Source organism: Pseudomonas xantholysinigenes (genome assembly GCF_014268885.2).
GTDB classification, from domain to species: Bacteria; Pseudomonadota; Gammaproteobacteria; order Pseudomonadales; family Pseudomonadaceae; genus Aquipseudomonas; species Aquipseudomonas xantholysinigenes.
Genome location: NZ_CP077095.1, coordinates 712,082 through 732,962 on the forward strand (window position 1 = coordinate 712,082; position 20,881 = coordinate 732,962).

Genomic DNA, 20,881 nt, shown 5'->3' on the forward strand with positions numbered 1-20,881 from the left:
TAGGTTCTGGCTCGATTCGCTTCAGACGGTTAAAGTTCGTCATCTGCATTAATCGTATCCTTTTATGGCTATTAAGATTTCTCGCGTTCAGAACCCAAAAATCCGGTTAGTTAATAGCCTTTCTGTCGTCTCAAAATTAATCGAACGGAATCCCCGATGAACAATTCAGACACAGCGGCCAGCCACGTGCCCCGTGTTGGCATGCTCGCCACTGTCCGGAACCGCCGCGGTGTGATCTCCTCTGTAGAGCCCTTCAGTGACAGTAAGACCTCTGCGTTGCTGCACCTGGTTACCATCGAGTTCAGCGATGCCGATGGTGATGTAGAAGAATCGCTGCTATGGGAGCGTGAGCGCGGTCCGGTGGTATTGGAGCCGAATGCTCTGCCTAAAGTCGATCGCGAAGCCCCGATGCAGCAGGATGAGTTTCTGGCTCTGCAGCGTGCCGCTCGATGGAGCGCCCTTACTCCGTTCTTATCTGCAAGTGATCTACATGAGCGCTCGGAGCCAGTGCCTACTGCTCCGGTATATGGTGCGGTCAGCGTTGATGACTTCCAGCTCGTACCCCTAGCGCGGGCCATGCGCATGCCACGTGTGTCTCTACTGTTAGCCGATGATGTGGGTTTAGGGAAAACCGTCGAAGCCGGTCTGATTCTGGCTGAACTGATCCGCAAGCGTCGTATCCGCCGGGTGCTGATCATTACTCCTGCGGCTTTGCGTACCCAGTGGCAGCAGGAGATGGAGGAGAAGTTCTCCCTCGGTTTCGATATTGTCGACAAAGCCGCCACCCACAAGCTGCAGAAAGAGATGGGACTGGATGCAAACCCCTGGCGTGCACTGCCGCGCATCATCACGTCTTACCACTACTTGCGTCAGCCTGATGTGCTGGAGCAGTTCATCGCCAATTGTGAATCCATTAAGCAGCGGGGTGGTGCACAGCTGCCGTGGGATCTGCTGATTGTTGATGAAGCCCACAACCTGATGCCGTCCAACTTCGGCGAAGACAGCGATCTGGCCAAAATGCTGCGGATCTTGACGCCGTACTTTGAGCACCGCCTGTTTCTGACAGCCACACCGCACAACGGCCATACCCGCTGTTTCTCGGGTCTGCTGGAGCAACTAGACCCAGTTCGCTTCACTCAGACGCCGGACTTCACCGATAAAGAGCGTAAAATGATCGGCGATGTGCTGATCCGCCGTCTGAAAAGCGAGATCAACGATCAGGATCGCCATGCGGGCCGAGTGCCGCGTTTTGCCAAGCGCTACCTCGAACCGTTGCCGCTGTATATGTTCAAGCCGGAGCAGGAGCTGGCGGGTGCCGTTCGCAAGTTTTGCGCGCAGTTGAAAGGAATTATCCGCACCGCTCCCGAAGCACGCATGGTGCTCAATTTCGCCATTGAGATTTTGCGCAAGCGGTTGTTGTCGTGTCCGGTGGCCTTCGCCGACAGCTGGTTGCGCTTCAAGGAGGGCCTGGCTGCCAAAGAGGCGTTGCAGGCAACTGAAGTGGCTGCCGCCCGTCGTGCCAGTGAAGAAGATATCGACGATGATCAGGAGCGCGAGAGCCGCAGCCGCCATGCCGCGCAGCTCGTCGGCGCCTGGATGCACCCCTACGTGGATGCACTGCAGTCAGAGATTGACGCAATTGATGCCGCGCTGAAGTCTTTGGGGCTGGACAAGCAGCCCGTGGTTATGGCTAAGCCGAAATCGGATGCCCGGTTTGATCGCCTGCGCGAGCTGATCGGCAAGGAGCTGCGTAACGCTGAACAGTGGAAAAATGATGAGCGACTGATAATTTTCACCGAGTACAAAACCACGCTCGACTATTTGGTCAACCGCTTGAATGACGAGTATGGCGCTGAACCCGGCAGCATCTGCATGCTCTATGGCGGCATGCATGAGGACGAGCGCGAGTCGGTAAAGCGCGCCTTCAACGATCCAGATGCGCCGATACGAATTTTGGTCGCGACCGATGCAGCCTCTGAAGGTCTTAACCTGCAGCACACTGCCCGCTTGTTGATGCACTACGAGATTCCGTGGAACCCCTCGCGTCTAGAACAGCGTAACGGCCGTATCGACCGTCATGGTCAATCACGGGATGTCACCATCTTTCACTTCACCAGCGAAGATGACAGTGACCTACAGTTTGTCGCCCGCGTGCTGGGCAAGGTCAACGACATCCGCGAGGATCTAGGTTCGGTGGGTGAGGTGTTTGATGCCGCTTTTCAGCGTCGCATGATGGAGATGGACGAAGACCGCGATGTGTTGGGTGACCTGGACCTGCAGATAAGCAGTCGCAGAAGTGCAACCGAAGATGCTCAGGTTCACACAGAGGAAAGCGGCGAAGACGAAAAACAGCGGTTGCAACAGCTGCTAGACGATCTAGACCTTAATCCCGGTACCCTCAAAGACACACTCGGCGTTGCCATGGGTCTGGGCGCCTCGCGAGAAGTGCTGGATGGTCCTGATGCCCAGGGCCGCATGCGCTTGCGTACGCCGCTACCTATGCGCTGGCAGGCCGTGGTCGATGACACCCTGCGCTTGCCCTTGCAGAAAGGTATCAGCGGCGCCATGCCCTGGCTGGTGTTCGACAACCACTTCTTTATCCACAACATCAATGGTCGGCCGGTATTCCGGCCCTCCCCGGACACCGTGCTGCTGCACCTGGGCCATCCATTGCTGCGTCAGTCGCTCAATGCCTTTGCACGCTTGCGCTTTCCGGGCGGGCAGGCCGAATTTCAGCCGCCTAGCCGCTGGCTGGTAAGCCGAGGCCAGGTGCCGGCTGGCGCTGAAGCGCTGGTGCTGTTCACTGTGGAGGAAATGGCCGTTAACGATCTGCGCGAAACCTTCCACCACTGGACCCGCACTCTGGCACTGCCGGTGCAAAACAATGCTCTGGGTGAACCCTTGCCTTACAGCGGGCCGCACTTTGGTTTGCTTGGGCAGCAAAGTGCAGCCGATGTACCCGCCGCACGCGATCTATGGGACGAGGTAGAGGACAATATTAAAACCTTATTGGGCAGTTACCGAGCTGATTTGACTCAGATCCTTCGTACCCAACTCAAGAGTGCGTACGAGCAGGCGAGGGATCATGAAAAGGATGCATTCGAGCAGCGCATTCGTGAAGTTGCGGCCCTGCAAAAGGCACAGAGCATCGACAAGCTAAAACGAGAAATTGAGCAACAGCGGGTGGCTAGCATCCAGCAGCAACTATTTGATAACGCCGATGCACTGGCCGAAAAGCGTCTGCGTGATCTGGAGTACGAGCTCAAGCGCCGCCAGAACCAGTTTGGTGACCTGCAAGAGCGTCTGACCGAAGAGAAGCGTCGTATCCTTGAGCAGGTTCTGCCGCGCCGCTTTGCCCTGCGTGGCGAAGCTCAAGTCTTTCCGGTAACCATTGAAATTCGTTTCCCGGAGGTGGGTGTATGAGCCTTCATGCGGAAGGATGGGCGCAGCTCAAACATGGTGGCCTGCTGTTATCCCCGTCCAAGCTGGATGAGTTTTTCCCGGTAGCCGCACCTGTCATGAGGGAATTTGCGGCCGAAAAACTCCGTCGTGCCCTCACGGCGTTTGACGGCAGTAATGAAAGCCTGAGCAGCCTGCTGGATTACATCCTGCAGGATCTTTCCGGGCTGCCCGCAGATGAATGGCAAAAGGCTCAGGGCGTCGACAGTCGCTGGGCCGTACGTAGCTTTACCGGCGCCCAGATCAAACCCCGCCGTCTGTGGCTGGGGCCAAACGGTGAAACCCTGGCCGTGTTCGTGCCTGATGATGGCGGCTCGCGTCAGTTCGCCAGCCGCTTGGGGGTAGGGCGCTCACGGCAGTTGTTGGGACGCGTGGTCGAATGGCTGCGTCGTACCGGGCAGGCGCTGGCGCTGGTAACCAATGGCCGCCAATGGCGCCTGGTGCAAGCCGGTAGCGATCACGACGCCTGGTGCGAGTGGGATATCGACCTCTGGTTCAACGAAGGTCAACCCTCAGCCCAGACAGTGGCCTGGCGCACCCTGCTCAACCGCAACACTCTGCTGGCAGGGCAGGGCCAGAGTCTCCTGCTGCAAGCCATCAGCGGCTCCCGAAAGGGCCAGGCTGAGCTCTCCAACATACTGGGTGAGCGCGTGCGGCAGGGAGTGGAAGAGCTGATCACCGCTTCTCATATCGCCATCGAGCAGGCTCAACAGCAAGGGCAGGCGCACGATTACAAAGATCTATACGTCGCCGGCTCGCGCATTATCATGCGCTGCATCATTACCCTCTTTGCCGAAGCCCGCGGCCTAGTGCCGGTCGACAACCCTATTTATCAGCAGGCCTACAGCCTGGAAGGGTTGCGTCATCAAATGGACCGCCGCGCCGGTGGCCGAGGCAACGAACGCCTGAGCCAGGGCCGCAGCGCCTGGCCGCGCCTGATTGGCCTGTTCAACCTGATCCATGAAGGCTCCGCTCACGAACGCCTGACTGTTCCTCGTTATGGCGGTGCGCTATTCGAACCGGGAAATCCTGGCAGCGACGATGGCATTTCCCGTGCACTGGCGCTGCTGGAAAGCAGTCAGAATCTGGTCAGCGATCTGCAGGTGCACAAACTGCTGCGCCTGCTCACCCGCACCAAAATGAAGGTGCGACAGGGGCGCGGCAGCCGCTGGGTTGATGCGCCGGTAGATTTCTCTACTCTGTCTTCGGAATACATCGGCATTCTTTACGAAGGCCTGCTCGACTTCGAACTCAAACAGGCTGGCGACAATGACCCGGTGATCTTTCTCGCCGTAGGCAACCAGCCTGCCCTGACTTTGTCTCAGTTGGAGGCGATGGACGACAAAGCCATCAAGCAGCTGTTCGAAGCCCTGAAGAAAAAAGACAAGGCCGGGGATGACAGTGGTGACGAAGGTGACGGGGACGCGGAAGAAACCGCCGACAGCGAAGAAAGCGAAGAGAACGCCGACGAAGAAACCGAATCCGTCGAGGACGACAGCCAAGAAGGGATTGTCGCCAGCGACGACAGCGCAGAAGAGCTGATCCTTAGCGAAGAACATCTAGTCCGGGCCAATACCTGGCTGCAGCGTGCCGCGCAGATTGCCGGGCTGGTAAAAAAGCCCCGTGGCCGCAAAGCCAATGCCACCGGTGATGAAGAACAACAGGTACTGGAAAAGGCCGGCAAGCATCTGTGTGTTCGTATGGTCTCCCCCGGCCAGTTCTTCCTGGTGCGCTGGGGTGGTACCCGTAAGGGCGCCGGCACCTTCTACACCCGGCCCCAACTGGCCGCGCCCACCGTGCGCCGCACCCTGCAACCACTGGCTTATGAGGCCGTGCGCAGCGAAATCGATTCGCGCACCGGGCTGGACGCCGTAGTGGAGTGGGCACCGAAAAAGCCCGAGCAGATTCTGGCCCTGAAGGTGTGCGACCCGGCCATGGGCTCTGGCTCTTTCCTTGCGGGTGCCCTGCGTTACCTCACCGAAGCACTGACCCAGTCGCTGTTCCACCATAAGCTGATCGAGCGTAGCGAAGATGGCGGTGTGCCACGCATGGCTGACGGCAAGTTGGCCGAACTGCTCAGCGATGAGTTGACCAAACTCAATCCCAAAGATGATGGCTTTGAAGAGGCTCTACGCGCCCAGCTCAAGCGTCACATTGTGGAAAACTGCCTGTACGGCGTCGACCTTGACCCGCTAGCAGTGGAGCTGGGGCGTATGGCGCTCTGGGTGGAAACTATGGACCGCGATCTGCCCTTTGGCTTTCTTGATCACAAGCTCAAGGTCGGTAACGCCCTGGTGGGCACCTGGTTTGACAACTACCGCGACTACCCAGCCTTGGCCTGGGAGCGGGAAGGCGGCGACAAGGACTACCAAAAGAACAAACCGGACAACCTGATCAATCACGGGTACGAAGACGCCAAGGGCAAGCGCAAGGGTGACGTCTTTACCGATGCGATAAAGGCTCGCAGCAAGGCTGTACCCGAGCAACTGCAGGCGCTGCTGAGTGGCCAGATGACCCTGGAGGGCAATCTTGATGCCGGCAATGTCCACGACGAGCTGCTCAAGGTGTTCAAGAAGCTACATCGCCTGCCGGTACACGAGAGCGAAAAACGTGCCGAGGTCTACCGCAACGAGGTACTGAACAACCCGCACTACCATGCCCTGAAAGCGCGCATGGACCTATGGTGCGCACTGTGGTTCTGGCCCGGCGAGCAGATCGAGCTGGCACCGCTGCCGCGTGAGTTTGCCAACCCCAATGAGCATGCGTTGGCCATTGCCGGCGAAGTAGCCCGCCGCCAGCGCTTTTTCCACTGGGAGCTGGAGTTCCCGGATGTGTTCACCGCCACTCAGGACGGCTTTGATGCGTTGCTGGGAAACCCTCCATGGGAAATCCAGAAGCCCAACTCCAAGGAGTTTTTCTCCAACCACGACCCGCTCTACCGCGCCTATGGCAAGCAGGAGGCGCTGGTCAAGCAGCTGGAGTATTTCCGCGCCTGGCCGCAACTGGAGCACGACTGGATTGCTTACAACGCCAGCCTGAAAGGGATGTCCAACTGGGCGAAGTATGTGGGCAAGCCTTTTGGTGATCGCGTTACCGAAGACAAGAATGGTAAGAAGAAGCACGACCTGAACTTGGGCAGCGGCAGAAACAGCTTTGAAGCCTCGGCGGTCGTGCATAAAAAGTGGCTGCAACAGCGTAAGAAAAACAAGGGCTTCGCCGATACCGCACATCCTTTCCTGCATCAGGGCTCAGCTGACCTCAATACCTACAAGCTGTTTCTGGAGCTAAGTCATGCACTGCTGCGCGGGCAGGGGCGTCTGGGCATGATCGTGCCCAGCGGTATTTATACCGACAAGGGCACCACCGACCTGCGTGAGTTGTTCCTCAGTCAGTGCGACTGGCAGTGGCTGTTTGGCTTCGAGAACCGCGAAGGCATTTTCGATATTCACCGCTCTTTCAAATTTTGCCCGCTGATCGTGCAGAAGGGCGGGCAAACCGAGGCCATCTGTGCTGCCTTTATGCACCGCAACGTGGATGACTGGGAGCAGGCCGAGCGCCATGTGCTGGCCTATCCACGCGCGCGGGTGGAGGAATTCTCGCCGTACTCCAAGGCCATTCTGGAGATCCGCAGCGAGCAGGATCTGCGTGTGTTGCAGAAGATGTACGCCAACGGCGTGTTGCTGGGTGACCAAAGCGAGAACGGCTGGGGTATCAAGTACGCCACCGAATTCCACATGACCAACGATTCCAAGCTGTTCCCTCCGCGGCCCAAGTGGGAGGAGAAGGGCTATTACCCCGACGAGTACGGCCACTGGCTGAAAGGACCTTGGCGCGACTACTGCGGCTCGAAGCATATCCTGGAGCGCGACCCTGGGTTGGTGCTGTCGCGGGATGGGCGGCAGGGGATACCTGTTGAGGCGATTGAGGATGTGGCATTGCCAATTTACAACGCCAAGATCTTTGATCTTTGGGACTATTGTGTTTCTGGTTGGCTATCCGGAAAGGGACGTGGCGCGAAGTGGGAAAATATCGGTTTCCCGAAGGTGATGAGGCCCGAATACCTTATGGGTTTGGCTGACTGGATAGATACAGGTGCAGTCCGTAAAACAAGCCGCCTCTTGTTCAAAGATATCAGTACAGCCGTCCACAAACGTACGATGATGTCTGCTATTACACCAAATTTCCCGGCAGTTAATGCTTCGCCGGTGCTCTCGTGTAGTCGATTCGACGGGGAACTTGAGCTTCAATCAGTTCTTGGGTCTTTTGAATTTGACTATATTGCCAAGTTCAAAATTGGCTACCTTCATCTTAATTACTTCATCGTGGAAGAGTGTGCGCTGGCCAGACCGGAATCGATTGGTAGTGTGCAGCAGATCATCAAAAAAATCAGCGCGCAACTTTCATGCTGCTCGGAGAGCTTTTCGCCCGCTTGGATCGATGCCGTGCGTTCTGATACCGCAATGTCATGGAGAAGGCTGTGGGCGCTTACTCAGGCCGAGAGATTGAGGCTTAGAGTTATTCTTGATGCTCTTATTGCTCATTTGTATGGATTAGATGGCGATGAATTTTTTTGGATTTTAAAAGATACGGATTACCCTTTGGAGTTTTTGAGGGTAAAGGCAAATACGCAGGCTCTTGATCAAAAAAGGTTCTGGCGTATCGACAAAGACAAAGACCCCGAACTGCGCCATACCGTCCTGTCACTCGTCGCCTTCCAAGACCTCCAGGAAAAAGGCCTTGTTGCCTTCCTTGCCCAGAACGATGGTGAAGGCTGGATGATTCCCGAGGAATTGCGTCTGGCGGACTATGGTTTGGGCCATGACGAGCGCGCCCATTGCAACCAGCCGGTAGCTTCACGCCTGGGACCACGATTCTACGACTGGCAGTTGAAAGAAGATGTGGAGCGTTCCTGGCAGGAGTGCACCGCCCATGCCGAGTTGATCCGTCGCATTGTGCCGCTGCCGGAGTTGGAACAGTCCGACCGGCTCGCCGAAGCGCATGCGTCCCATAAAACAGAATCACCGCAGGGAGCACTGTTCTGATGTTGAACCCCATTACCTACACCGAAGACGTGGTCAGCGACTTTCTGCGCTACCAGCTCAGTACCTATGCCTTTGCTGACGAGAATCTGTATCGACAGATGCGTGAACTGCTCAACCTCGAGCACACCCGTAATACGCCGCTGATGAAAGGGCCATTTATCTCCCTGTCGCGGACCTTTATGAAAGGTGCGAGCCTTGATCAGTTGGTCAAGGACGACGTGTTGCACCCGCATATCCGCCAGTTGTCTCCCTATCCGGGGGCCTACCGGCACCAGGAAAAGGCTTTTCGCTCCATCAAGGCTGGCCGCACCACGCTGGTGGCCACCGGTACTGGGTCGGGTAAGACAGAGTGTTTCTTGCTGCCAATCATCAGCCGTTGCCTGCACTTGCGCGACGAGGGTGCCGAAGCGGGTGTGACGGCTGTGATCGTTTACCCCATGAACGCCCTAGCTGAAGATCAGCTGCAGCGAATGCGCGAGCTACTGGTCGGCACCGGTGTCACCTTCGGCATGTATGTGGGCAAAACCCCGCGTACCGAAGCCGACATCAATGGCGTGCGTCTGGCACCCGGCAGCACTGTGGTCGATTACCGCTGCAAGTTGCAGCAGATGCAGCTACAGAAAATGGACGTGGCTCTGCACCCGGCTGAGGAACGGGTGAGCCGTGAAGCCATGCGCACACCTGGCCAGCAGCCACGTATTCTGCTGACCAACGTCAAGCAGCTGGAGCTGCTGCTTACCCGGCAGCAGGACCTGGAATTGTTCGACAAGGCACTGCTGGAGTTCATGGTATTTGACGAGGCGCACACGTTCACCGGCGCTGGCGGCGCCGAAACCGCCTGCCTAATTCGCCGTTTGCGTGCCTATTGCGGCAAGGACGAAAACAGCACCACCTGTGTCGCCACCTCCGCCACCATTGCTGACCCGCACCGCGGTATTGAAGCCGGCCGCGAGTTTGCCAGTCGTTTCTTTGGCGTGGATGGCCAGGATGTCGAGCTGATCGGCGAAGCCTACGAAGAGGATATCTGGGGCGAGCCGCGCACTGTCAGCGCGCCCTTCAATGGCGATCAGGCCATGCAACTGAAAACCGTGCTGGAAATGCTCGGTACCCTGGACCGGACCGAGTTAGAGCCCGCTGACCTGCAGGCATTCCGCATCTGGTTCCAGACAACCAGCGGTATTCGCATGGCCGGTGACAACTGGCGTGAGGCCCTGAACCAGTGGCTCAGCCATAACGAGGTGGTGTTTCAAATCGCCGATGTGCTGCGCCGTCCGCGAGCCGTGGTTGCCTTGTTGGAAGAACTGAACGACAAACTGGGACGCCCCGTCACAGAAGAGGAAATCCTGATCTGGCTGGCCCTGGGAGCTGCGGCCCGGAATGGTGAGCGGCCGTTGCTGCGCCCGGTGGTACACGGCTTTGTGCGCGGTGTCAGCGGTGCAGTGGTGACCTTTGAAGAAGGGCAAGGGCAACTGGGGCGCCTGTGGCTGTCGGCTGAGGATGCACAGGCTGCGACTGAATGGCGTGATCCTGAACTGAAAACCTTTCCACTGTCGAGCTGTACGACCTGTGGCCAGCACTACTTCGAGCATGCGCTGGAGGATTTCGATTACACCGGTGATGCGCCTGGCGGTGGCTCCGCAGAGGGCACGAGTCGTGTATGGCGTGCCCTGGACATTCCGTTGGGGGGCGTACGTGCGGTTTCACTGGATCATCAGGTTGGCTCCGATGGTGAGGAGGAACCCTCGCGTACTGAGGTGCTCTTCGTCTGCCGTTATTGCGGCACCACGCATGACCGGCAGGCTCCTGAATGTGTTGGTTGTGGCCGCAACAAGACCCTTAAGGCATTGCACTTCGTACAGCAGAAAGAAGAACATATCGGCCGTCTGACCCGCTGTGTATCCTGCGGCGCCCATGGTCGCCGGGTTAGCGGCAGCTACCGTGAACCGGCCCGTCCAGTACGCGCGACGGGCGTAGCGGATGTGCATGTCCTGGCCCAGAGTATGATCCACCGTGCCGAGCGCAAGCGCCTCCTGGTGTTCGCAGACAACCGCCAGGATGCCGCTTTCCAGGCGGGCTGGATGCAGGATCGCTCCCGTCGTTATCGCCTCAGGGAATTGGTCTACAAAAAGCTACGCGAAGGCGCCGTCTCGGTCGGTGATCTGGTGTTGTGGCTGGACAAGTTTCTGGATGCAGATGATGAGTTGTCGCGGGCGTTGATCCCAGAGGTTTGGCGGGTCGAACCCAAATCGGAAACCAGCCTGGCGCATGCCGAGGAGCGCAAGTGGTTTTTGCGCGCGCAGGTGCTGCGTGAGTTGACCTTGGGCGCCCGCCAAAGCACCGGTCTGGAGCCGTTGGGGCGTTTGAAGATCCAGTATCTGGGGCTGGATGAAGCACTTCCGGTTATTCAGAAGTGGGCAAGGGCATTGGGCTGCTCACCAGCTGACTTGCGCGACGGAATTGCCTCGCTGTTGGATGCCGCCCGGTCACGGCGCATGCTGTTTGACCCTGTCACCCGCATGTTTTCCAAATTCTGGCTGGACGGTGAGAAGGAAGTACTGCGCGGTTATCTGCCTATCATGCGTGGCGTACCTGAAGGCTTGGTGTTTGTGCGCGATGGTCAGCACGACAAAGGGCGTATCAAGCAGTGGTTCAGCACTTACGACAGTTCCGCCAAACAGGCTGCTGTGAGTTGGGGAGTGGATCCCGATCACGTTCAGTCGTTTCTGGATGAAGTTTGGCGCCTCTGTACCGATGAACTGGAGTTGCTGACGCAGGTGCAGTTCAAGGGAGCCCGCGGCAAGAACTTGCCAGGCTGTCACGCCGCCACCCAAGTGCATGTAGATCACATGATGCTGGTGCCTGCGTCAGGCATGTATCGCTGCCAAACCTGCCGGCGCCTGCATGCCCGAGGTAACCCGGGTATGACCTGTATGGCCTGGCGTTGTAGTGGCAAGCTGGTATTCGAGGCCGAGAATCCAGACAACTACGACCTGCTGCTGCTGGATCAAGAGTTTTCTATGCTCCGTGCCCGCGAGCACTCTGCGCAGATTCCGGGGCCGGAGCGTGAACGCATCGAAAACGCTTTCAAGGGCGAGAGCGAGCGGATCAACACGCTTGTGTGTACGCCCACGCTTGAGATGGGCGTGAACATCGGTTCGCTGGATGCAGTTTTGATGCGCAACGTACCGCCCCTACCGGCCAATTACTGGCAGCGGGCTGGTCGTGCCGGGCGTCAGTTCCGCATGGCGCTGGATCTGACCTATGCACGCACAACCAGTCATGACCGAGCTTATTTCAATGAACCGCTGAAGATGCTCGAGGGGTTGGTGGAACCTCCCAGCTTCAACCTGCGCAACCCTGTCATGGTGGCGAAGCACGTGAATGCCACAGTACTGACCACGCTGCTGCAAATGCTGCGTAGTAACAGTCTGCCAGGACAACAGGTCACTGCGCTGCAGGAGGCCTTGTCTGCCTGCTTGCCACCTCAAATTAGACCCTATCTGTTTACCTCTGATGGCATGGTGAGGACTGAGCCTCTATCGGTTGAAGCACTGAGCCAGCAGATAGCTCAGCATGATGCAGCACTCTTGAATGCGGTGATTAAAGCCTTCCACCAAGGATGGCCGGCTAGTGACCGCGAGGTAGTAAGCCGTGGCCAGTTAGAGGTGCTCATTGGTAGTTTTGCTGAGCAGCTCCAGGGGGTAATCAATCGTCTATTCCAGCGCCTGCAGTGGGCGTTGGGGCAGTTGGAGCGGTTGCGTAAGGTGGCCGCTGGCAAGGGCACACTGGACGCCGATGAAGAGGCCTTGCGAGCCCGCTGCGAAAGGCTGGTAAAAAAACTAAAAGGCGAGGCCAAGCGCAATCGTAGCCAGGCAGAGGGTTTTGATGACACCAATACCTATGGCGTATTAGCGGCTGAAGGCTTTTTGCCGGGTTATGGATTGGATACCGGTGCGGTTACCTTGACCCATGTAGCGCCTCGTCACAGCAGTGACATTAGTGATTGGGAGTTACGCCGTAACACTGCGCTGGCTGTTCGCGAATATGTGCCTGGTAACCTGATTTACGCAAATGCTCACAAATTTGTGCCTCGTCACTTCCATCTAGTCCCGGAAGAGCCTTTGGTATTTGCTGTAGATGTGGCAAGTGAGTCAGTCCAGGAAACTGGCCCGAACACTAAGGCTGGCAGTGAAGCCAGCTCCATGTCGGTCACGCAAATTCCGGGTGTAGCGATATGCGATGTGGATGCCCCCCATCATTCCTATATTTCGGACGATGAAGACTATCGCTTTCAGATGGCGGTGGCAGTCTTTGCTCAAGATCAGGGGCGGCACTCCGGCGGTAAAGTCTATGAGTGGGGCAAAGCGCAGTTGCATCTGAAGCATGGCCTGCACATGCGTTTGGTGAATGTTGGCGCGGCTTCGCAAGTGCGATCCGGGGCGTTGCTGGGTTATCCGCTTTGTCTGGTGTGTGGTGCTAGCCGCTCGGCCATGAGCAGCCAGCAGGAGCTGGATAAGTTCAATGAGCATCATATCGAGCGCTGCGGCCGTCCCGTTCAGACCATCGCTTTCTACGCCGAGGTGGTAGCCGACGTACTAGTACTCCAGGACTGCCCCTCCCAGGAAACGGCCTACAGCGTCATGGAGTCGCTGCGTCAAGGAGCAGCCGACGTTATGGATATGGAGATATCCGATCTCCAGGTACAGGTGATAGGCAAACCGGGGAGTGAGTCGGTAGATGCGCTGCTGTATGACCCCATGCCGGGTGGCTCGGGCCTGCTGGAACAGTTGCTGGAGCACTGGCCGAATGTGGTGAGTGCGGCAAGGCGCTTGGTCGAGGAATGCCCGTCTGACTGTGAGTCGTCCTGTGTGGACTGTCTCCAGCATTTCCGCAACTCTTTCTATCATGACAAACTGAATCGCCATACTGCGCTTGAAGTCTTCAACGACTGGGGGAGCACCCTGAACTTTGCCCATGAGTTGGCGCCTGTTTTGCCGGATGAAACAATGACTCAGCAACCGGGTAATCCGCCTGAGCAACACCTAGTGGCAATGCTGAAGGCGGCAGGCATGGCTGCGTTTGAGACTGAGCGACCTATTGAGCTATCCGGTGGCATCACGACTCGTCCGGATGTGTATTTCCACGAGCCCAACGATCAGTACGAGGGCGTTTGCATCTATTTAGATGGCATGAGCGAGCACCTGCACGGCAATGCCCTAACAGCCGCCAAGGATCGTCAGATCCGTCTGGAATTACTGAACAAAGATTACGAGGTGATCGAAATCCAGTTCCAGGAGTTGTATGACAAGACTGTGATGCGTGAACACATGCGCCGCATTGCGCGAGCAGTGATCGGCAAGGCGAAGGCCAAGGAGTTGGCTGCTAGTGATGACTGGTTTGATTCTGCGAGCAGCTGAATGGTTGGTGTGGCTGTATCCCATGACAAGTATTGCCATTCAAGACCGTAAACTCGAATGAAGCAGGCTTTGTACCCTATCAGGGCTGCGTACCATTGGTTGGCCTGCAGGTCGCTGCTGGAGCCTAGAGTAAGGAGCAGGATGGACGACTTGAGCTGGCCGAACATGCTGAAGACTGGGTCGTGCTGCAGAAAAAATTGACGTCTCGATAGAGCGGGATGACAAAAGCAATTCACGTGACGGTCGCATGGGTAGCCTTGCTGCTACCCATGCGTTCCAAGGTTCCTATTGATGTGCTGACTTTGAATCTCTAGCCAGTCGGTTGAAAATCCAGCAGGCCAGCAGCACCACGATTAGCAGCGGTGGAAAGCGCACTATCAGAACCACCAGCAGTAATATTGCCAGGCAGCCAGCAAAAATGCCTGCAAACACGAGTACAGCGGTGAATGTGCGTAGCAGCACCTTCATATTGTCTCCTTACAAGTAGCCTTGTTCAGCCAGCGACACACAGCCGTCACTGCCAACGATGATGTGATCCAGCGTTCGCACACCTATCAGATTGAGTGCCTCTTTGAGCGTGTAGGTCAGTGAGCGATCAGCCTGGCTTGGCTCGGGGTTACCGGATGGATGGTTGTGAACCAAGATAACAGCTGCGGCATTGTGCTCTAGGGCGATTTTGACCACTTCCCGCGGATACACGCTGGCACTATCCAGAGTGCCTCTAAATAGCTCCTGAAAGCTGATTACTCGGTGTCTAGTATCGAGTAACAGCAATGCAAAGACTTCGTGCTCGTGATACTGCAGCAGTGTTTGCAGGTGGCTGAATACTTGCTTCGGATCAGTCAGCGCCCTGCCTTTAGATAGACGACTCATCGCCAGCTGCTGAGCCATCCGCAGGATGTCAGCTTCGGTGACCGGTGATTCCATAACGTAGGTGCCGGTCATCTCACCGGCTTTGAGCTTGTGATATTTCATGTGGGTAGTCCTGTACAAATTTGGGAGAATGCACTGGGGCGTTTGAGGAGGGCGTTACTGGGCCGAGTCCCCGCTGTTCTGCCTCGTGGCTTGTTTGGGGTAATGAGGGGCTGGCAGGTGCTGCCCGCTGGGCTTGGGGCTTTGCGGGGCTAGACTGATCTTCAATGGTGGGGAAGAACTCTTCGACGATGGCACTGGTGTCCTCTTGACTGTCTTCGAAGGCTCCATTGCGAAATCCCTCTAGGGCCGCGTCGTCCAAGGCACTCTAGTCAAAGCCCGCAGCTTGACGGGTCTCCTCCAGTTGTTTGGCCTCCAAGGCGTCTTCCAGGCCTAGGCCGCTTCGTACCGTGGGCTGTTTCTGAGTGAGCTGATTGCCTAGGCCGTGCCACGGGGTAGCGCCAGCGTAGGCAATAGTTTCGACGAGATGTGCCATGTGAGAGATTCCTTTGGGTACAAGCCGGCATAAAGCGCCGCGCGAGGCGCAGCACTGACCGGACGAATAAATGGAGGGAGATAGGGCTGATTAGGTTGGCAGATTGAAGCGGTGGCCGCAGAGCAAGCAGAGGTTGTGAGCCAGGACGTGGCGGTCGAGCGACTCGCCGAGCTGAGCGCCGAGCGCGCAGCCACCGACACCACCGGCCAGGCCGCCGAGGATGGCGCCCGACACGGAGCCAAGGGTGATGCCAACTGGCCCGGCGATAGCGCCAATGGCTGCGCCGGCCTGGCCGCCAGCTAGGGCAGCGCTGACGCCACGCGCAACACCGCCCAAGGTGCCGATGGCCGCGCCGACTTTCTTGGCGTGATGGAAATAAGCGACTTTGGGGGAATGACAGCAGGGGCACTGCAATGACATGGGGCGAACCTCCTTTGTGCTGATGTCATCGCGATAATGTATTGCTGAGATTTTTTCGAATCGAATGGCTGCTTTCAGCAGTGAAGCCAATGGAGTAACGGGCACAGACGGCCAAAAGCGGTCGGTGGACACCCTACTGGCGAAACGTTAGTCTATCGATAGTAATGTTCGACAACGGATCTTGTCGCCTATGTCGAGTTTCTCTTTAGGCTGTGGTGTTTGAAATAGGACCCTTGATGATTAACAAAGGCTTACGAAGCAAAAAATAAATTTGTATGACAGTCTGTCGCGATTGGATGCGAAATTGTGCATGAATACATTTATGCGCTAAGTCGAAGTTGAGTAATACGATAACGATTAATGGAGGTAGTGGTGTTAACTTGTAGTGGTCTATTTGAAATCTCCGTTTATAGGCTTGGAGAGTCAGATTATTATAATGAATTATCGGCGCATATCACCAATCTTAATGCTGGCAAGCAATACCCGCTAGGCGAAAACTATCTGAGGGCGGATTACGGCGGAGATTGGCGGTACAATGAAATTGTTGGGTTCTTACGATTTTATCGGTATGGCGCCAGTCAAGTACGGTGCGAATATTGGGAGACTGACGCGAAGAAGAAGGTTCGTACTCGTAAAAAGCGGTTCATCAAAACATCGGACAGATACTGCAATGAGCATTTCTCAATGGAATCTTCAAATTCAGAGCTGGCAGGGGTAATGAAAAGCGCAGTAGATCACTGCGAGGTTCGACTGACGAAGCGAGTTCTTGATAGGGTGCTTTTTGATAGAATGGTGGATTTTGTCGATTGGCGAACACTTCTGAGTCAAGCATAACAAATCAATAAACTGCGCGCCTTCGGTGTTGGAAGGCTTACACTGCGCTTTGCTTCATTCCGGCCGCCGGTTAGTCGACACAAAATTGGCGTTCTCGCTCTATGCATAACGAGGCTCGTACTTACAATAGCTCTTAATACTGCAATCGCTGCATCGAGGCGTCTTCAAGCAAATACCCTCAGGAATACCAAAAACCTCAGACTGCATTTGTCCATAGGCTACAAATACAATGTCAATGTATCGAATGGGATGCCCTGTTGCTTCGGCAAACTTCCTACCCTGCAGCACAGTCTTGAGAAGCTGGTCTTCGTTTTCCAGAAGTCCAAGCCGCTTGAAAATTCGGCACATAACTCGGTCCGGTTTGAGTACCGGAAGGCCAATGTCAGTCATGAAATGGTAAACAGTAACTCCACCTAAATAGACAAATGCTGCTTCGAGTGATTCTTTCAGCAGAAGAAGATTCTCGAACGATTCAGATGCGGTAAAATTATCTAGGTATTGCTTGAATGAGCCATGCTGAGCAACAAACTCTTGCACTCGCCTCGCGTTTTTAAGGCATCCACGAATTTTTCCCTCATGAGCAATCATCTCTGGGTCGGCAAGAATCCTCTGAACATCGTCTTCGGTGTATGCTGCCACAGTTTTCCAGTCTGGGAAGTGGCGTTTGATGATGTCGGTCTTGGCAGTCACCGTGGCAGCCCTAAACCCTGAATAAAACGCAACGAAAACTAAGATTAAGTAGTATTCATTGTCAGTACGTTTACGAGTGCCGTAAGTTTTGAATTTGTCGAGATTGGCGCGGATCTCGACCTCAGGTTTGTTTAGTGAGCCATATTTGACCAGGTGACTCTCAACGGTCTCAAAAATTTCTTTGTATGGGAATGGAGTAGAGCTCATAAATTTTTGACTTGGATTGATTCCTAAACAGCGATGGTAGCTTGGGCCGGCGGGCGTATTAGACAATTTTTAATTTCAGGTGATGGCCGACCCTATTTCCTCGTCCGAAGCTAGCAAAACGCTATCTTGGTGTCTATCGCCCGTTTCTTGCCTTATGTAGCCTACTGCGACCGGCTACTTTTGGGGCAGTATTTTTGATCAGCGTATCGAAACGACTTTTCTGTCCCGATTCTCCTGGATAGCTGACACCGACAGATTTCCCGTCGCTGCTTCCTTGATGTGCTCACTCCACCAGGCCATCATCGGGCGTCTCCGTTCGATGTAGTCCGCACGGTTGTAAGCGCTGCGAACCTCGTCCTTATCGACGTGGGCAAGCGCAACCTCGATCAATTCAGGATCCCAGCCATGCTCGTTGAGGATGGTGCTCGCCATAGAGCGCATCCCATGGCTTACCAGGCGCCCTTCGAAACCCATGCGTTTGAGCGCCATGTTGGCGGTTTGGCTATTGCAGTGGGTACGAGGGTTTCGGTCTGCGGGGAACACATACTCCCGATGTCCACTGTAGGGCTTGATCGCTTCGAGGAGTGCAAGAGCCTGCTCCGTGAGCGGGACAATGTGCGTGCGGCGCTTCTTCATGCGCTCCGCAGGGATCGTCCAGATCTTCTTCTCAATGTCGATATCTGTCCAGCGGGTGGTTGCTGCCTCGACTGGCCGGGTCATGGTGTGGAGCTGCCACTCGATAAGGCAGCGGGTTGTTCTTTTTATGCTGGCATTGGCGATTGCCACCATGAGCTCTTTCAGCTCATTGGGGGGGAGTGCCGCCATGTTTTTCTTTTTCGGTTTCTTGAAGACGGAGCGGATACCGCTGAGCGGGTTCGCGTGAATCAGTCCCGAGTTGACCCCGTAGGTCATGATCTCGTTGAGCCGCTGCGTCAGCCGCTTCACGGTTTCAAGGCTGCCCTTGGTTTCTAGTGGGCGGAGCAGGTTGATGACTTGCGGTGCGCTGATGGCTGAAATCGGTGTGGAGCTCAAGTCCGGGAATATGTGCAATGTCAGCGAGCGCCAGATGTCCTCAGCGTAAGCCGGCGTCACAGCATCCTTCTTCAGTTCATACCAGGACGTCGCTACATTCTGGAATGTGTGCTCAGTGGCAGCTTGTTTGGCTTGCAGCAGAGCATCCCGTTTCTCTTTAGGGTCGATACCGTGGGCAAGTGCCTCCCTCGCTTCAACGGAACCCTTGCGTGCTTGAGCTAACGAGACTTCGGGGAAGGTTCCCAGTCCCATGTTGATCCGCTTCTTCGTCACAGGGTGTCGATAATTGAAGTTCCACAGCTTAGAGCCATTGCTTCTCACTCGCATTTGTAGTCCGCCGCCATCAAATAGGACGTAATCCTTTTCAGCAGGCTTGGCAGATTTGACTTTGAGTTCAGAGAGGCGGGTAGCTTGTGCGCACATGGGCATTCCAGACTTGATTTTGGCATTCCAAAAATTAGCACCAACGGGCTTGGAATGCCATTTGGAATGCCAAAAGGTGTAGCTGCTCATGGATGTCCGTGGACGCCGGTGGCGTTGAAAGCCGCGTATTTACTGGCTTTCAGGCACAAAAAAAGACGTCCGTGGACGTCTTTAGATGTAAATTTGGTGGAGCCGGGGGGATTTGAACCCCCGTCCGCCAGTACTCCGCTGTCGGTACTACATGCTTAGCCGTGTCTACTGATTTAATCCGCAGCCGCCCGACGGGCAGGGTGCTTTGGATGAGTTGTGTAAGTTTTAGTCACTTCGCCCACAACGTGCTACGCGACGATCCTGTTCTGTATGACAATCAGTTCGGGTTTACAGGCATCCCCTAGTGATTGCTGGAGCCGAAGCTACCAGAAGCAACGGGTCAAGAGGGCCGCTTACGCAGCCAGCTTGTACTCCGCGCCGTAGTTTTCGTCATTGGCAACTATAAAAGTTGCAACAGTGGATTTACGAGTTCTGTTACCAACTCGGCATGCACCTAGAGTTTCGCTACCGGCGTCGAATCCTAATCGGCCCCACACTCAGCTCTAGCTGACCGTACCTTTCGGCACGTGAGACGCAGTATACGCCTTTGCGCGCGCGGCGTCGACAGGCGGGGCTTTTCAGGTGCCGCTGCCGCCTTTCTCGGTTTTCTCCAGGCGCTCCAGCACCTTGCTGGTGATGGCGATGCATTCCTTGGTGTCCCCGGAGGCCTGGGCGGCCTTGGCTTTGTCCACGTGTTCGGTGAGGGCCTTGTCCAGGCCTTCGGAGGTGGCGCCGGCGGTGGCCATGGCGTCGTCGATCTTTTGCAGGTTCAGGGCGCACAGGTCGTCGGCGGCGAACACAGGCGAGGCCAGCAGGGTCGCGGCCGCGAACAGGGCAGATAGCGCAGTGCCTTTCATGGGAGTCTCCTTGTGCAGGCCTCGGGAGGGTGGGCCTGAACGGTGGACGGCCGACGGTGGGGAGAGTTCAATCGGCGTGATGGGCAAGGGCGAAGCAGGGGCTGAACACTTATTCAGTGTCTTCACGAAAATAGCGTGACCGCTTGAAAAGCAGCCGTTGACCTACGAGCAAGCACAGGCTTGCCCACTGTCCGCCATGCAGATGCAGCACTTCCTGTTGGCCAAGCTGCGTGCAGGCGGTGATACCTGTGGCCGTAAGCACTAAGCAGAGTACGCATCTGATGGTGCTTGATTTGAAGGCCCAGTCGAGAAAGACGCCCACGATCATCAAGCAAGCGAGGAAATAGAGGTCGTTCATGGTGGCGTCAGAGTATGAGGAGTACGGAGGATGTTTGTGGGCCTATGCCACCGTTTACCCGGGCAAAGAGGAAAACCAGTACATCACTTGCATGAAACGTCGGTAGCCGGCTTCTGGCCAATTGGTTTGTTGCGGTTTTTGTCACGCCGCCGGCAATCAAACCGGCGGTGAGCCCCATAGGTCCCCCCACGAGTGTGCTCACTGCTTGTCCTATTGCTGTGCTGAACAGGTCTGAAATGTCGTGGCGCTGCTCGTTCAACCGATCACCTTGCAAACGACTGAGTGGCCGCGACACGGCAACCCGCATATGGCACGGCAACTTGCCGGGCAGCATCCTGTCGTAGAGCTCCGCCACTTTCTCGACAACCTGATAATGCCCTGTGCGCACGAACGGCAAGCTCAGGGTACGCAGGTGACAGCATTGCTCGGGCGCAATCACGAACTCGTTCACGTCGAAGACAACGCCGTGCGAGGTAATGACTTGATAGGTCTTGTCGACGTGCATGCGCGCTTCCCTTGCGAGGCTCCGTGGAGCCCGGAGCCGAGGCATCGAACGATGCCACTGGAGGGAGGGCGCGGCTATTCAGCCGGGGCTGAATGATCGGTACGAAACGTCTGGGGCGGTTCGCCGGCAAGCCGGCTCC

At 56.2% G+C, this 20,881-nt stretch carries 11 protein-coding genes, 1 other RNA gene and 2 pseudogenes; 3 read left to right on the top strand and 11 right to left on the bottom strand.

Going from position 1 to position 20,881, the window contains the following annotated elements; translation table 11 throughout:
- The first annotated feature begins 156 nt into the window (after positions 1-156).
- From drmD to HU772_RS03320, 3 genes are read left to right on the top strand one after another with little or no spacing between them, the layout of a single operon-like run.
- Positions 157-3,423: a DISARM system SNF2-like helicase DrmD gene (drmD, locus tag HU772_RS03310; protein WP_225923098.1), complete on the top strand. Its 3,267-nt coding sequence runs from the start codon at positions 157-159 to the stop codon at positions 3,421-3,423.
- Positions 3,420-8,501, top strand: coding sequence for an Eco57I restriction-modification methylase domain-containing protein (locus tag HU772_RS03315; RefSeq protein ID WP_186656981.1), 5,082 nt, complete (start codon positions 3,420-3,422; stop codon positions 8,499-8,501). Before drmD ends, HU772_RS03315 begins: the two co-directional genes overlap by 4 nt.
- Positions 8,501-13,918 (top strand): DEAD/DEAH box helicase, encoded by a 5,418-nt coding sequence (locus HU772_RS03320; RefSeq protein WP_186656978.1) that lies wholly within the window; start codon positions 8,501-8,503, stop codon positions 13,916-13,918. Before HU772_RS03315 ends, HU772_RS03320 begins: the two co-directional genes overlap by 1 nt.
- A gap of 285 nt (positions 13,919-14,203) precedes the next feature.
- On the opposite strand, the gene HU772_RS03325 is transcribed toward HU772_RS03320, so the two are convergent.
- The 11 genes and pseudogenes from HU772_RS03325 to HU772_RS03365 all read right to left on the bottom strand — a co-directional run bounded on the left by HU772_RS03325 (position 14,204) and on the right by HU772_RS03365 (position 20,742).
- Complete coding sequence (locus HU772_RS03325; protein ID WP_186656971.1) at positions 14,204-14,386, bottom strand: hypothetical protein; 183 nt, start codon at positions 14,384-14,386, stop codon at positions 14,204-14,206.
- Positions 14,387-14,395: 9 nt separating this feature from the next.
- A complete protein-coding gene (radC, locus tag HU772_RS03330) occupies positions 14,396-14,893 on the bottom strand; it encodes a RadC family protein (protein WP_186656969.1) in 498 nt (165 codons plus the stop codon).
- Positions 14,865-15,242: pseudogene (locus tag HU772_RS24905) on the bottom strand (hypothetical protein); the annotation flags it as partial. The pseudogene HU772_RS24905 and the gene radC, both read right to left, overlap by 29 nt.
- Positions 15,243-15,326: pseudogene (locus tag HU772_RS25180) on the bottom strand (DUF932 domain-containing protein); the annotation flags it as partial.
- 90 nt (positions 15,327-15,416) lie between these two features.
- Positions 15,417-15,746: a hypothetical protein gene (locus tag HU772_RS24910; RefSeq protein WP_225923100.1), complete on the bottom strand. Its 330-nt coding sequence runs from the start codon at positions 15,744-15,746 to the stop codon at positions 15,417-15,419.
- A 933-nt stretch (positions 15,747-16,679) separates the two neighbouring features.
- A complete protein-coding gene (locus HU772_RS03340) occupies positions 16,680-17,477 on the bottom strand; it encodes a DNA-3-methyladenine glycosylase I (RefSeq protein ID WP_186656953.1) in 798 nt (265 codons plus the stop codon).
- Positions 17,478-17,675: 198 nt separating this feature from the next.
- Positions 17,676-18,932, bottom strand: coding sequence for an integrase domain-containing protein (locus tag HU772_RS03345; RefSeq protein WP_186657401.1), 1,257 nt, complete (start codon positions 18,930-18,932; stop codon positions 17,676-17,678).
- Positions 18,933-19,116: 184 nt separating this feature from the next.
- Positions 19,117-19,515: a transfer-messenger RNA gene (ssrA, locus tag HU772_RS03350) on the bottom strand.
- A gap of 85 nt (positions 19,516-19,600) precedes the next feature.
- Complete coding sequence (locus HU772_RS03355) at positions 19,601-19,879, bottom strand: PA2433 domain-containing protein (protein WP_011532112.1); 279 nt, start codon at positions 19,877-19,879, stop codon at positions 19,601-19,603.
- A 109-nt stretch (positions 19,880-19,988) separates the two neighbouring features.
- Positions 19,989-20,237 (bottom strand): hypothetical protein, encoded by a 249-nt coding sequence (locus HU772_RS03360; protein WP_186656951.1) that lies wholly within the window; start codon positions 20,235-20,237, stop codon positions 19,989-19,991.
- A gap of 7 nt (positions 20,238-20,244) precedes the next feature.
- Positions 20,245-20,742 (bottom strand): hypothetical protein, encoded by a 498-nt coding sequence (locus HU772_RS03365; protein WP_186656949.1) that lies wholly within the window; start codon positions 20,740-20,742, stop codon positions 20,245-20,247.
- Positions 20,743-20,881: the final 139 nt, after the last annotated feature.